Source organism: Nocardia sp. NBC_00403 (assembly GCF_036046055.1).
Classification (GTDB): Bacteria; Actinomycetota; Actinomycetes; order Mycobacteriales; family Mycobacteriaceae; genus Nocardia.
The window spans coordinates 7,780,680-7,792,684 of record NZ_CP107939.1 but is presented as its reverse complement, the minus strand read 5'-3'; the positions used below and the strand labels follow the sequence as shown (position 1 = coordinate 7,792,684).

The following is a 12,005-nucleotide window of genomic DNA, read 5'->3' as shown; positions in this document are numbered from 1 at the left end:
TTGCCCCGAACGTCAAGGCAACATTTTTGTCGATCGGGCGATGTTCGCCACGTGAGGTTGTGCTTGACCAGGGTTTGGCGTGGAACATACCCTCTAATCATTCTAGAAGGAACGTTCTAAATAAAAGGTGGCGAGATGGCGGTACTCAATATCCACACGCGGCGACTGCCGGTGTCGGAGTCCGAGGTTGGGGCGCTGATCGACGGCATCGCGAGCGATGGCGACCGTTTGTGGCCGCGGGACAAGTGGCCCGCGGTGCGGTTCGACCGCCCGTTGGCATTCGGGGCTGTCGGCGGGCACGGCCCTGTTCACTACATCGTCGAGGCCTATGAGCCGGGTCGTTGGATTCGGTTCCGCTTCACCGCGCCTCGGGGGTTCCATGGGTTTCACGAGTATTCGGTGCGGCGCGCCGGCGACGGCGCCATCCTGCTCAGTCATGTGCTTGCGATCAAGTTACGTGGCCGCGCACGGTTGTCGTGGCCGCTGTTCTATCGCTGGATGCACGACGCGTTGCTGGAAGACAGCCTCGACTGCGCGGAACGTGCATTGACCGGGGCGATTCGGACTCCCGCCGAGTGGAGTCGATACGTCGTGCTACTGCGTGATGTCGGTGAGCGGGCGCGCAAGCGGAAGGCGAGTCGACAGGCGGTGGCGGCTGTGACCGGCGGTGCCTTGCGCAATGTAGAACCAGCCCGTGACCGGCTCGCGCAGTAACTCATGTCGATTCCGCCGGTCGAATGAGGGATATTGTGCGGGCGGCGCCGACCGTAGATGCGCACCGCGAGCACTCGTGTTTAGCGTTCGGCGCGCAGGCCGGGAGCTCGAAATACTCGGACCGCAGCGGTAGGCGCGATCTGGGCGGCAGACCAGGGTTGGGACCTCCCAGGTGCGGCAGCCGCCGATTCGGCGGGGCTGCCGCCTGTCGGTATAGTGGCCGCGGATGAGCAGCATGACCACCCGAGACGAACCGAGGACACCGAACCGTCGATTCGGGCGCTTGGTGTGGCTGGTGCCGCCGCTATTGGCGGGATTCGCCGCACTGTGTCTGATGGTGCCGCTGTGGCCCTTCCAGCGAATCACCGGTGGTTTCATCGATCTGCAGGTGTATCGGCTCGGGATCGAGGCGCTGCGTGACGGCGCGGATATGTACGGACAACTGCCGCAGACCACCATCGGTATCGGCCTGCCGTTCATCTATCCGCCGTTCGCCGCGGTGGTGTTGAGCCCGTTCGCACTGCTCCCATGGGATGCCGCGGCCTTCACCTTTTTCCTCACCTCCACCGTCGCGCTGGCGGTCACGTTGTATCTGGTCGCACGGCGGCGCTGGCCGGAGGAGTCCGGGCGCAGGCAGGCACTGCTGGCCGCCTCCTGCGCGGCGCCACTGGCCATGCTGCTGGAGCCGATTCGCTCGACGCTGGACTTCGGTCAGGTCAACCTGCTGCTGATGGTCCTCGTCGCCGCCGACTGCCTGACGGAGAAGCCGAAGTGGCGTCGCGGCATGCTGATCGGCATCGCCGCGGCGGTCAAGCTGACTCCCGCGGCGTTCGTGCTGTACTTCCTGGTTCGCCGTGACTATCGCGCAGCGGCGACCGCCGCGATCACCGGCGCCGTTGCGACCGCGCTCAGCTTCGCGGTGCTGCCGCACGAATCCGTCCAGTACTGGTTCGGCGGGCTCGGCAACGTTTCCGGGCTCAGTGGCTCGTCGTTTCACACCAACCAGTCGATCCAGGCCGTGCTCGCCAGGTTCGGCGTGGAGAAGCCGCTGTTCACCCTGCTGTGGCTGGTGCTGAGCGCCGCTTTGCTAGCGCTGGTCGTCGTCGCTATGCGGCGCGCGGCCGCGGCGCCCGCGCTGGCGTTGGCGATCAACGCGGTCTTCACGTTGCTGGTGTCGCCGATCTCGTGGTCGCATCACTGGGTGTGGGTGGCACCGGCGCTGCTCGCGATGGTCGGGTACGCGACCCGGTTGCCGGTGCGGCAGGCGATCGGCTGGTATGTCGCGATCACCGTCACCGCAGCGGCGTTCGTCTACGGGCCACAGAACTGGATGCCCGGCGACAAACAACGCGAATTGTCGTGGACACCGTGGCAGCACCTGGTCGGGAACACTTATGTCTGGCTCAGTGTCCTGCTCGTCGTGGTGTTCGTCGTCACGAGCAAGCGTTCGCCCGCCATCTCGCCGGTGCGTCCGGCTGCCGACGATGCTGCACCGGAACCCGCGGCTCTCACCGGCTCGCAACCGACGGCCTGAGACGAGCAGGCAGTCTCGGAAGACACGATTCATCGTTTGCGGGCGTGCGTGCGGTTCCCCGCCACCATCTGGAACCTGGTGCACAGCCCGTCGCCGAACTGCTCGTTGGCATCGACGCGGCGGCCGGGTAGCGACTCTTCGACACGTGTCGGTGTGGGTTGACATGGTGGGGGCCTGGGCAATTGGCGATGAAAACGGAGGGATGGCACGTGGTGGCGATCGATCTCGAACGGAGTCCGAAATCGGCGTGGCCGCTGCCTGCCGTGCGGGCGATGGCGCAACGTGGGCTCGGGGGCGTCCCGCCGACCGCCCTCGTGCTTGCCGGGATCGTCAGCGTGCAGATCGGCGCGGCGCTGGCCAAGCAGCTGTTCACCGCAACCGGTGCTGCGGGCGCGGTCAGCCTGCGGCTGTTCTTCGCCGGGATCGTGCTGCTGATCTTCTGGCGGTCGGCACTGCGCATCGATCGGCGCGCGCTGCCCGTCGTGCTCGGCTACGGCGCCGTGCTCGCATTGATGAATCTGTCCTTCTACGAGTCGATCGACCGCATTCCGCTCGGCATGGCGGTGACGATCGAATTCCTCGGGCCGCTCGCGGTCGCGCTCGCGGGCTCGCGCCGCTGGATCGACCCACTGTGGGCCTTGTTGGCCGGGGCGGGAGTTGTGCTGTTGACCCGGGCCGCAGGGCCGGTGATGTGGTCGGGAGTGCTGCTCGCGTTGGCCGCGGCGGTGTGCTGGGCGGGGTACATTCTGCTCAGCGCCGCGCTCGGAGAGCGGACCAGCGGTGGCGGCGGTCTTGCATTGGCGATGGCGTTCGGCGGTTTGTTGATGGCGCCTGTCGGCATCGCGGATGCCGGTGCCGCGCTGCTCGAACCTTCCGTGCTCGCAGCGGGATTCGGGGTGGCGATGCTGTCGTCGGTCTTGCCCTACTCGGCGGAACTCGAAGCGCTGCGGCGTATTCCGGCTCGGGTGTTCGGCGTGCTGATGAGTCTGGAACCCGCCGCGGCCGCCTTGGCCGGTCTCGTCGTCCTCGGCCAGATCATGAATCTTGCGCAGTGGGCGGGTGTTACATGTGTGGTCGCCGCATCGATCGGGGCCACCCGAATGTCGAAGAGGGGCTAGCGGTTCGGCGGCAGGATTCTGAGGGTCAACATCAGTCCCGCCGCGATGCAAACGGTGGAAACTGCTGCGGTAGTGAAGGATCGGGTGATCGCGGCGATGCCGGCGGTGAACGTGAAGCAGGTTGCCAGAGCCAGCAGTGCGGTTCCCCACTCCACACCGGCAATCCGGTGAGTTCGGTTTCTCGTCACTGTCATGCTGTTGTGATACCCACACGCCGGGGTTATCAAACCGTTATCGTCGGGGCGTCGTAGATATCTCCGCCGCCCGAATGCACCGGCGAGCCTTCCGTCCCTGGTCACGCCTCTGTAGCGCAGTGCAGATACGACATGGCAGCCCGGAATGGCATGGGTCGAGTTGTCCGGTAACGAGCACGCCACCTGCAGCGTGCCGATTCCGGTCTACGGTGACCGGTCGGCCATGTTGTTTACCCTTAGCCGCTCGGGTACTCGGTGCACAGGAGGTGTGACATGCCGAAGGAATGGAGCACGAAGGACGAGCGGCAGTACCAGCACATCAAGGACTCCGCGAAAGACCGGGGCGCGAGCACGGATCGGGCCGAAGAGATCGCGGCCCGCACCGTCAACAAGAACCGCGCCCAATCCGGCAGGACCAAGACGGCGAGTCGGTCCTCGACAAACGATATGTCGCCGCAGCGCCGTGGTGGCCTCCGATCCGGGACCAAGGGACCGAAGGGGCCCACCCGCGATCAGCTCTACAACGAGGCCAGGCAGCGCAATATCGAGGGCCGCTCGAAGATGACGAAGAGTCAGCTGGCCAGCGCGCTGGGCAAGTGACTCTCCCCGGCTGACCCAGCAGCCTCGGCACTGCCGATAGCTGTTCTCCGCTGCTCGAGTGCGTGCAGCACGGTGGCCCCGATGACCGCGAAGGCGGTGCCGAGGAGGGCTCCGGCGATGACGTCGGTGAGCCAGTGCACGCCGAGGTAGAGCCTGCTCGCCGCCACCAGGGTGATGAGCAGGGCCGCGGGCGCGCTGAGTAGCGCTACGAACTGTCGGCCGCGCCCGATCATCAGGATGGCAACGGCGATGCCGACCAGCGCCGAGGTACTGGTGGCGTGTCCCGACGGGAACGAGTAGTCCGTGGTGATGACCTGCTGCGTCTCGATCGGCGGGCGCACCCGTCCCACCACCAGCTTCAGTGTGGTGCTAGTTGCCGAGGCGGCGGCTCCCGTTGCGACAATCACGATGATCGGCAGTGCGGATCGTGTGCGCCACGACAGCCATGCCCCGATGAGCGCGGTGAGCGTGATGACTGCGCCCGGACTGCCGAGTGTGGTGATCACGAGCGCCGCGGTATCCATCCATGGTGTGCGATGGGCGACGAACCAGCTGCGGGTCGGCGCGTCGCCGCCGGTCAGCCAGCCATTGTCGGATACCTGGATCGCGAATATCGCGAACGCGATGAGCAACCCACCGACGCACAACGCCGCTGAGACGTATCGGCGACCGGTCTGGACTATCCCCGTGGTGACCAGAACCCCCGCCACGGCCAGCTCGGCGAGCGCGACATCCTTCGCCGCGGGTTCGGTGACAGCGTCGACGATGGCGCTGTGCAAGAGTCCGAGGGGATGCATTGTTCGAGTATCGCGAGGGTGTGCTGTGAAGAAGCTGAGAGGTGTGCCTACGGCCGATCAGGACGGGGTCGCCACGCGAGCGATGAATTCTCGAGGTGTGCTTCGTCTGAACTGACGACGAAGCAACCACCACCAGGAGACGTCCCATGAGGAAGATCACCGCAGGTCTGTTCATCTCGCTCGACGGCGTGATCGAAGACCCGCAGGACTGGCATTTCCCGTACTTCAGCGACGAGATGGGCGCGGCGGTCGATGCGCAGCTCGGGTCCGCCGACACACTGCTGCTCGGGCGTAAGACCTATGACAGCTTTGCCGGGGCGTGGCCGGATCGGGAGCTGGCGGGTGAGCAGGACGCTGCGATGGGCAAGGCGCTCGGCGATGCCCGCAAGATCGTCGTGTCGAACCAGGATCTGCAGTTCACCTGGCGCAATTCCGAACTGTTGAAGGGCGAGCTCATCGAGGCCGTCACGGCGCTGAAGAACGAGCCGGGCGCGACCGACATTGCCATCAGTGGGTCGGTGTCGGTTGTCCGGCAATTGCTCGAGGCCGGACTGCTCGACGAACTGCACTTGCTCGTCCATCCGATCGCCGTCCGCAAGGGCGCACGGTTGTTCGAGGAGGCCGACACTCCGCTTCCGCTGCGCCTGATCTCCTCGACCACCTTCGAATCGGGGGTCGTGCACCAGGTCTACACACTCGCGGATACGGCGCCCACCGGTACCTACGAGGATGCGAAAGTGCACCTGCCTCAGGGTGATCAGTAACCGAAGGTACGAAATCAGCGGCCCGCGCTGCCCGGTGCGAAGATCGGGATCTCGCACCACCACGGCAGGGCGGGCGGCGGTGTTGCCCGGCTGCCTGCCACGATCCATTCGCCTCGGCCGCTGACCTCGCGCCCGGGCAGCGGCCGGTCGGCGGGCCCGACGGCGACGATCGACGTGCTCGATGCTGATAACGACCTCGGCGTTCGCCGCCCCGCTGTGACAGGTGGTACGAGCGAGCCGCCGCCACGATTCGAGTTCGCAATCGGCGGTAGGGCATGAATCTCGGCTTAGGGTGGTTGTTCACGAGCAACCGGGAGAGAGGCAGACGAGATGCGGGCGATCGCGTTCGACGAGTTCGGTGGGCCTGAGGTGCTGAAGATCGTGGATATCCCGGTACCCGAGCCCGGCGCAGGTGAGGTCCGTGTCGCGGTGCGAGCGGCGGGGGTCAATCCGGCGGACTGGAAGGTTCGCTCGGGCGCTTTGACCTTCGGTGAACCGGTGTTTCCGCAGTATCCCGGTGCCGAGATCGCGGGTGTTGTCGACGCGGTCGGTCCGTCGGTCACCGGAGTGGCCGTCGGTGACGAGGTGTTCGGGTGGGCGCGCCGCGGTGGCTACGCCGAGTACGCGCTGAGCGCCGCCGTCGTCCGCAAGCCGGCCGGGCTCGGCTGGGCGGACGCCGTGGCACTTCCCATCGCCGTGTCTACCGCGGACCACGTGCTGAAGCTGTTGCAGCTGCAGCCCGGCGAGACGCTGCTGATCAACGGCGCGGCGGGGGCCGTCGGTTCGATGGCGGTGCAGCTGGCGGTGGCAGGCGGCGTCAGCGTCATCGGCACTGCCTCGCAGGCTAATCAAGACGTCGTGCGTGCCCTCGGCGCCACCCCGACCACCTACGGCGCCGGTCTCGCCGAACGTGTGCGCGCCCTGACGCCCAAGGGTGTCGATGCCGTATTCGACGCCGCGGGCCATGGTGGGCTGCCCGATGCCATTGATCTGCGCGGTGGCACCGACCGGATCGTGACCATTGCCGATCCCGCCGCTGCCGAGCTCGGTGTGACCTTCACCAGCACGGGTGGCTCTCCGCGTCCGACCGAACTCGCCGAGCAGGTCGCCGAACGGCTCGCCGCGGGCGAATACCGGCTCCCCGGCCCTGCTCGAACTTTCTCCCTCGACCAGGCCCCCGCCGCTCAACAGGAAAGCGAAACCGGGCGTGGCCCAGGAAAAGTCGTGCTGCTGGTGAGCTGAACCCGTGGTGGCGCACTCGAACCGACCACTGCGGACGGCTCCAGTCACCTACGGACACAGGCGAATTGGGTCTGCGTTGCGCGATGTGCGCTGCGATTAACCGAATATCGCGGGATCGAGGTGGTCCGGGCGTATTCTTTGGGAGGCCGCGGGGCCGCTGGGGAGCGCGCCCGAGCCTGCGGTGCGCTGAGCGAGGAGGGCTGGCGCGGTGGTGGCAGAGGCACAGACCGAGACTGCGGGACGTGGCGTGCTCGAAGCCGGGTTCCAAGTGCTGCAGGCGATTTCGGTCGTCCCGGAAGGGTGCGGTCTTTCCCAGCTCGCGCGTGCCACCGGGCTGGCAAAGGCCACCGCGTACCGGCTCGCCGAGCAGTTGGTTGCCCTCGGTGCGGTGCAGCGGGTGGAGCAGCGGTACTTCGTCGGTGCTCGAATGGCGGAGCTGGGAAGGCAGTGGCAGGCCGCGCCGTTGCTGCGCCAGGCCGCGCAACGACCGGGGCGGACGTTGGCGGCTATGACCAAAGCGACTGTCGCAGTGTGTGTTCTCGACGGTGACGAGGTACATCTGATCGCCAGCTTCAAGGGTGCGGAAATATTCGTCACGGCCGAGGCGGAAGCCGACCTCACCTTCCGGACCGCGATGGTGCAGGTGCTGCACGCCGCGCGGGCCGAGAATGCGCCACCGCCGCCGACCTATTCGGCGGGAGAATGGCGGCGCATCGAAACCGCCATCGCCGACGACGGTATGATCGCCGTCGACCGCTACGACCTGGTGACCGGAGTCTGTTGTGCGGCAGCGGCAATCAAATCGAACGGGTGCGGTGGTCCCGCTGCGATCGCCTGCATGTCCCTCGCGCCGCGCTTTCCGCCGAATCTCCCGAGCCTGGTCGCACATGCGGCCCGCGAGATCGGGAAGAATCTTCGCTGATCGGTTCGCTCAGTGGACCGACCCGTTCCGCGTTCGCCCGGCACACCCCACGATAGTTGGTTATTCAACTATTGCGAGTGAGGGCTGATCTGCTGATGATCGACTCCAATCTTTGGGGCCACCGCTACGTTTCGTTGTCCGTCACCGAGGACGGACGCCGCCGCTATCTCGTCCGCGGCACCAGGATCACGCTGTGGTTCGTGGCCGAGACCCGCAGGCTCTCGGCCCACGCAGGGTGCAACACGGTCATGTTCGACGCGGACATCGACGACGGAATCGTCAAGGCGAGGTCACCGTTTTCCACCGTGCTCACCTGCTCGGCAGAGTTGATGCAGCAGGACCGCTGGCTGAGCGAATTCCTGCTGCTCACCCCGGCCTGGACGGTCGTCGACGACGCTCTGGTGCTGACCGGCGACCGCACCGAAATTGTGCTGCATCGAACGCCTGCCAATCACGATTGAGCCGGCGGCGCCACGAGGAAACCCTCGACGACGCGGCGCACCTTGTGCACCACGTCGGTATCGCCGAGACGCAGTGCGCTATTCGCGGCGCCGAGCACGGCGTCGATCTGGAATGCGGCGAGATCGGTGTCCAGGTCAGCGATCTCGCCCGCGGTGACGGCGTGCCGCAGCTCGGCGGCGATGGCGCCGATCCAGTCCTTCTGATCGCGGACAAGGGCGTCGCGGACCGGGCCGGGGTGGCTGTCGAAATCCGCGATGTTCGCCATCCGCAGGCAGCCGCCCGCAAACAGCGGCGTCGCGGCGTAGACAATCCAATGCTCGATCAGCGCGCGCAGGCGTGCCGCCCCGTGAGGTTGTGTGCGGGCCGGGCGGATCACGGCGTCGATGAACATCTCGCGGGCGTGGTCGACGGCAGCTACTTGCAGAATCTCCTTTGTTTTGAAGAGGGTCTGCACGCCCGCCTTGCTGAGTCCTGTGTCGGTGGCCAGTTTGCCGAAGCTCAGCCCCTCCAGCCCATCGAGCGACGCGGTGTCGACGGCCTGCCGCAGCACGATCTGGCGGGACCGGGCCCCGCGCAACAGGCGCTTATCGGAGATCATGCCGATACCCGCTTTCCGAGCTGATGGGCAAGGCGTTTGACGACCTCGGCGGCCAGTACGGCCTGGCCCGACGCGGAGAAGTGAATACCATCCGCGCTCAACAGGTTCGCGCGGTGGTTGATCGGGTGATCCCACATGTCGACGACGTGCGCGCGGTGTTCGGCAGCCAGCCTGCGGGTGATGTCGTTGACTGTGCGCACCCGCTGGTCCCAGTCGGGAAAGACCGGCACGACGTACGCCTTGCCGAGGGTGAAGGTGATCAGCTGCGCCCCGGTGCTACTCGCGAGGCGGTACATCTCGCGCAGGGTTTCCTCGATGTCGTCGAAATCGGGGGTGCGCCTGACGATGTCGTTGGCGCCCGAGGGCACATGGAGCAGGTCGGGGGCGAACGCGCGGATTTGTTCGGACTGGTGTTGCAGCGCTTGGTCTGTCGTCGCGCCGGGCTGCGCGGTGTTGAGATACGCCAGATCTGGATGGACTCGGCGCAGGGTGTCCGCTACTCGGTCGGCCCAGCCCAAGGTGGCATAACCCGGGCTCGGGTCGCCCATGCCTGCCGAGAGGCTGTCGCCGAGCACTGCGAATCGCCGCCATGGTGCGTCGAAGAGCAGTGCTGCCGCATCGAGGGGGTGCAGGCAGTACGGATCGGTTTCTTCGGCCGAGGGGAGGGTCGTGGTGGTCATCAACAAAGAATACGTCCGATCGTATGGTTGAACAAGAATGCGTGGGCGACAGGCCGTGTGCGCGCGTCCCGCCCGGCGCGTCTTCGGGGGATGGTGCGAATCAGGTTGCTGCGCAATCTTTCTCAGAATGACCGGCTATCATCTGGCTAGGCGTTCGACGGCGTCACCGGCATTCGAAGAGGGGTACGACTGTGAGCATGATTCTCGCTGCGGCACATGACATGTACGGGACAGTCCTCGCCCAGATCGGGAACCCGACCCCGCAGGCGCCGCCGATCTCGGACAAGATTTTGCAGATGGTTCGCTACCTGACCTGGTTCGTGCTGCTGTCGGGTGTCGGCGCCATCACCTACGCGGGCGGCCGCTTCGCGTGGGAGAAATGGTCCGGCGGCGGTCTGCAGTCGCCGAAGATGGTGGCGGGAGCGATGATCGGCGGTGTCGTCGCGACAAGCGCGGGCACCATCATGAATGCCGTGATCGGCACCTAGCAAGCCGCGACTAGCCCAGATCCGAGGGATCGGTGTTGGCGCCGCACAATACGACACAGACCTGCTCGTCCGGATTCGGCAGGTACGCCCGGCCGGGACGCTGATCGTCGCTGGTCAGGACGGCGAGCGCCGTTGCGGCCGCGTGCTCGACGGCAAGGCGGCGATCGTGCCACAGCGCGCGCCGGGCGGCGACGATCTCGTTGTCGGAGACCAGCATCGATGCGACGTCGTAGTGCTGAGCCGCGTGCAGTGCCAGCTCTGTGACGCGCCTGGCGCCGAGGGAATCGGCGGCGACGGAATCGACGGGGCCGTCGACGACGTGCCCGGCTTCGATCGCGGCACGGAGCGCGCGGCAATTCTCCGGCTCCACGGCCACGGTTCGGATGCCGTAATGATCTGCGGCTGTGGCTATCCCGGCCAAGAGGCCGCCGCCGCCGACCGCGACGACGATGGTGTCGAGCCCGGGGAGTTGCCGGTGGATCTCCTCCATCAGGGTTCCCGCGCCCGCGGCGATGAGCGGATTGTCGTAGGCGTGCGACAGCAGTGCGCCGGTGGTGTCGGCGTGCTCCAGGCACGCGGCGAGCGCGTGCGCGTATTCGTCGCCGACCATCCGCACCTGCGCGCCGTAGCCGCGTAGCTTGTCGACCTTCACCGTGGGTGCTGTCGTCGGCAGGAACACCGTCGCGGTCACACCCTGCTGCTGCGCCGCCCATGCGCACGCGAGGCCCGCGTTGCCACCGGAGGCAATGGTCACCCCGGCCGCGGGTAATGTGCCCTCGTCCCGATGCGCCTGGATGAAGTTCTGTGCGCCCCTCGCCTTGAATGTGCCGGTGTGCTGCATGAATTCGAGTGCGAACCACAGCTCACCCGAGACGGATCCGGCTCGGCGGTCCCCGGGCGCGAGGGCGACCGGCCGCACCCGACCCGCGACGCGGTCGGTGGCTGCCTTGATGTCGCGGTAGGTCAATTCCATTGCGCTCCTCGTGTCGTTCCGGTCGATCAATGAGTCTTCCGCGGGGAGGTGGCCCGCCTGCCGCCGATCTATACGGTGCCGTCCGCGAATGCGCGATCCAGCAACGCCAGCAGGGCGTGCAGGTGGCGTTCGTAGGCTGCCTCGCTGAACGCTGGAGTGTCACGCATGGTGAAGCCGTGCTGCGCATCCCGATACACCGCCGAGGTGAATCGAACTCCCGCGGCGTCGAGCGCCGAGTCGAGCAGGGTGATCTGGTCGGCGGGCATGGAGACGTCCCGATCGGCGTGGGCGATCAACAGTTCCGCGGCGATGCCGTTCGCGGCGTGGTGCGGGCTGTCGGGCGCATCCTCGACTGCGAGGCGTCCGCCATGGAAACTGGCCGCGGCGGCGATCCGGCTGCCAAAGGCGCCTGCGGTGCGCAGGGCGAGCCGGCCGCCCATGCAATAGCCCGTCACGGCGAGTGCGTGCGGTGCGACGAATGGGCAAGCGCTCAGCCAGTCCAGGTAGGTTTTCGTGTCCGCCATCGTGTTGTCCGGCGTGAGTTGCTGCCGCACCGGAGCCAATGCGGCGAAGAAATGGGCCTGGCCGTCCGGCTCGGCGGGGTCCGGTAGCGGTAGCAGCGGTGCGCGTCCCGAGCGGTAGAAGATATTCGGTGCCAGCACGGTGAAGCCGTGCGCGGCAATGGTTTCCATCATCTCGCGGAGCCAGGGGCGCAGGCCGTAGGCGTCCATGAGGAACAGTAGGCCGGGATGGGCTCGCCCGTCATCGGGTCTGACCAGATAGGAATCGGCGTCGCCATCGGCTGCGGCGATGTCGAATACGACGGGCAATGTCATCGGCGTCCTCCGAACCACGGTGATCACTTCGGTCATCGCGATCCTAACTGTCGATGCGAAGTTGAACCGAACATGTTCGGTAG

At 66.5% G+C, this 12,005-nt stretch carries 15 protein-coding genes; 9 read left to right on the top strand and 6 right to left on the bottom strand.

What is annotated here, in order from left to right; translation table 11 throughout:
* Window positions 1-135: 135 nt before the first annotated feature.
* From OHQ90_RS34970 to OHQ90_RS34960, 3 genes are all read left to right on the top strand, one after another.
* Window positions 136-714, top strand: coding sequence for an SRPBCC family protein (locus OHQ90_RS34970; RefSeq protein ID WP_328404920.1), 579 nt, complete (start codon window positions 136-138; stop codon window positions 712-714).
* Window positions 715-940: 226 nt separating this feature from the next.
* The gene (locus OHQ90_RS34965; RefSeq protein WP_328404918.1) at window positions 941-2,248 is read left to right on the top strand and encodes a glycosyltransferase 87 family protein; all 1,308 of its coding nucleotides are present in this window, start codon (window positions 941-943) and stop codon (window positions 2,246-2,248) included.
* Between the two features lie 188 nt (window positions 2,249-2,436).
* Complete coding sequence (locus OHQ90_RS34960) at window positions 2,437-3,366, top strand: EamA family transporter (RefSeq protein ID WP_328404916.1); 930 nt, start codon at window positions 2,437-2,439, stop codon at window positions 3,364-3,366.
* Here OHQ90_RS34960 and OHQ90_RS34955 read toward each other — a convergent pair.
* Window positions 3,363-3,560: a hypothetical protein gene (locus tag OHQ90_RS34955; protein ID WP_328404914.1), complete on the bottom strand. Its 198-nt coding sequence runs from the start codon at window positions 3,558-3,560 to the stop codon at window positions 3,363-3,365. The genes OHQ90_RS34960 and OHQ90_RS34955 overlap by 4 nt on opposite strands.
* Window positions 3,561-3,833: 273 nt before the next feature.
* On the opposite strand from OHQ90_RS34955, the gene OHQ90_RS34950 reads away from it, so the two are divergent.
* On the top strand, window positions 3,834-4,160 hold the full coding sequence (locus tag OHQ90_RS34950; protein WP_328404912.1) for a plasmid stabilization protein: 327 nt from the start codon (window positions 3,834-3,836) through the stop codon (window positions 4,158-4,160).
* Here OHQ90_RS34950 and OHQ90_RS34945 read toward each other — a convergent pair.
* Window positions 4,133-4,957: a phosphatase PAP2 family protein gene (locus tag OHQ90_RS34945; RefSeq protein ID WP_328404910.1), complete on the bottom strand. Its 825-nt coding sequence runs from the start codon at window positions 4,955-4,957 to the stop codon at window positions 4,133-4,135. The two genes, OHQ90_RS34950 and OHQ90_RS34945, sit on opposite strands and share 28 nt — an antisense overlap.
* Before the next feature lie 146 nt (window positions 4,958-5,103).
* Here OHQ90_RS34945 and OHQ90_RS34940 point away from each other — a divergent pair, with 146 nt between their 5' ends.
* The 4 genes from OHQ90_RS34940 to OHQ90_RS34925 all read left to right on the top strand — a co-directional run bounded on the left by OHQ90_RS34940 (window position 5,104) and on the right by OHQ90_RS34925 (window position 8,346).
* Window positions 5,104-5,721, top strand: a complete 618-nt coding sequence (locus OHQ90_RS34940; RefSeq protein WP_328404908.1) for a dihydrofolate reductase family protein — start codon at window positions 5,104-5,106, stop codon at window positions 5,719-5,721.
* Between the two features lie 330 nt (window positions 5,722-6,051).
* A complete protein-coding gene (locus OHQ90_RS34935; protein WP_328404906.1) occupies window positions 6,052-6,963 on the top strand; it encodes an NADP-dependent oxidoreductase in 912 nt (303 codons plus the stop codon).
* Between the two features lie 211 nt (window positions 6,964-7,174).
* Window positions 7,175-7,885 (top strand): helix-turn-helix domain-containing protein, encoded by a 711-nt coding sequence (locus tag OHQ90_RS34930; RefSeq protein ID WP_328404904.1) that lies wholly within the window; start codon window positions 7,175-7,177, stop codon window positions 7,883-7,885.
* A 77-nt stretch (window positions 7,886-7,962) separates the two neighbouring features.
* Complete coding sequence (locus OHQ90_RS34925) at window positions 7,963-8,346, top strand: META domain-containing protein (protein WP_328404902.1); 384 nt, start codon at window positions 7,963-7,965, stop codon at window positions 8,344-8,346.
* On the opposite strand, the gene OHQ90_RS34920 is transcribed toward OHQ90_RS34925, so the two are convergent.
* Both OHQ90_RS34920 and OHQ90_RS34915 read right to left on the bottom strand, forming a co-directional pair.
* Window positions 8,337-8,945, bottom strand: a complete 609-nt coding sequence (locus OHQ90_RS34920; protein WP_328404900.1) for a TetR/AcrR family transcriptional regulator — start codon at window positions 8,943-8,945, stop codon at window positions 8,337-8,339. The genes OHQ90_RS34925 and OHQ90_RS34920 overlap by 10 nt on opposite strands.
* Window positions 8,942-9,625 (bottom strand): SGNH/GDSL hydrolase family protein, encoded by a 684-nt coding sequence (locus OHQ90_RS34915; protein WP_328404898.1) that lies wholly within the window; start codon window positions 9,623-9,625, stop codon window positions 8,942-8,944. Before OHQ90_RS34915 ends, OHQ90_RS34920 begins: the two co-directional genes overlap by 4 nt.
* 197 nt (window positions 9,626-9,822) lie before the next feature.
* Between OHQ90_RS34915 and OHQ90_RS34910 the strand changes: the two genes are divergently transcribed.
* Entirely contained in the window at window positions 9,823-10,113 is a 291-nt protein-coding gene (locus tag OHQ90_RS34910) for a hypothetical protein (RefSeq protein ID WP_328413320.1), read from the top strand.
* 10 nt (window positions 10,114-10,123) lie between these two features.
* On the opposite strand, the gene OHQ90_RS34905 is transcribed toward OHQ90_RS34910, so the two are convergent.
* Both OHQ90_RS34905 and OHQ90_RS34900 read right to left on the bottom strand, forming a co-directional pair.
* Entirely contained in the window at window positions 10,124-11,086 is a 963-nt protein-coding gene (locus OHQ90_RS34905) for a threonine/serine dehydratase (protein ID WP_328404896.1), read from the bottom strand.
* 68 nt (window positions 11,087-11,154) lie between these two features.
* On the bottom strand, window positions 11,155-11,958 hold the full coding sequence (locus OHQ90_RS34900; RefSeq protein ID WP_328404894.1) for a dienelactone hydrolase family protein: 804 nt from the start codon (window positions 11,956-11,958) through the stop codon (window positions 11,155-11,157).
* Window positions 11,959-12,005 lie beyond the last annotated feature (47 nt).

Bases quoted from the DNA above. Each gene is read 5' to 3' on its own strand.
- OHQ90_RS34970 (WP_328404920.1), top strand. From the start codon at position 136: ATGGCGGTACTCAATATCCACACGCGGCGACTGCCGGTGTCGGAGTCC.
- OHQ90_RS34965 (WP_328404918.1), top strand. From the start codon at position 941: ATGAGCAGCATGACCACCCGAGACGAACCGAGGACACCGAACCGTCGA.
- OHQ90_RS34960 (WP_328404916.1), top strand. From the start codon at position 2,437: ATGAAAACGGAGGGATGGCACGTGGTGGCGATCGATCTCGAACGGAGT.
- OHQ90_RS34955 (WP_328404914.1), bottom strand. From the start codon at position 3,560: ATGACAGTGACGAGAAACCGAACTCACCGGATTGCCGGTGTGGAGTGG.
- OHQ90_RS34950 (WP_328404912.1), top strand. From the start codon at position 3,834: ATGCCGAAGGAATGGAGCACGAAGGACGAGCGGCAGTACCAGCACATC.
- OHQ90_RS34945 (WP_328404910.1), bottom strand. From the start codon at position 4,957: ATGCATCCCCTCGGACTCTTGCACAGCGCCATCGTCGACGCTGTCACC.
- OHQ90_RS34940 (WP_328404908.1), top strand. From the start codon at position 5,104: ATGAGGAAGATCACCGCAGGTCTGTTCATCTCGCTCGACGGCGTGATC.
- OHQ90_RS34935 (WP_328404906.1), top strand. From the start codon at position 6,052: ATGCGGGCGATCGCGTTCGACGAGTTCGGTGGGCCTGAGGTGCTGAAG.
- OHQ90_RS34920 (WP_328404900.1), bottom strand. From the start codon at position 8,945: ATGATCTCCGATAAGCGCCTGTTGCGCGGGGCCCGGTCCCGCCAGATC.
- OHQ90_RS34915 (WP_328404898.1), bottom strand. From the start codon at position 9,625: ATGACCACCACGACCCTCCCCTCGGCCGAAGAAACCGATCCGTACTGC.
- OHQ90_RS34910 (WP_328413320.1), top strand. From the start codon at position 9,823: ATGATTCTCGCTGCGGCACATGACATGTACGGGACAGTCCTCGCCCAG.
- OHQ90_RS34905 (WP_328404896.1), bottom strand. From the start codon at position 11,086: ATGGAATTGACCTACCGCGACATCAAGGCAGCCACCGACCGCGTCGCG.
- OHQ90_RS34900 (WP_328404894.1), bottom strand. From the start codon at position 11,958: ATGACCGAAGTGATCACCGTGGTTCGGAGGACGCCGATGACATTGCCC.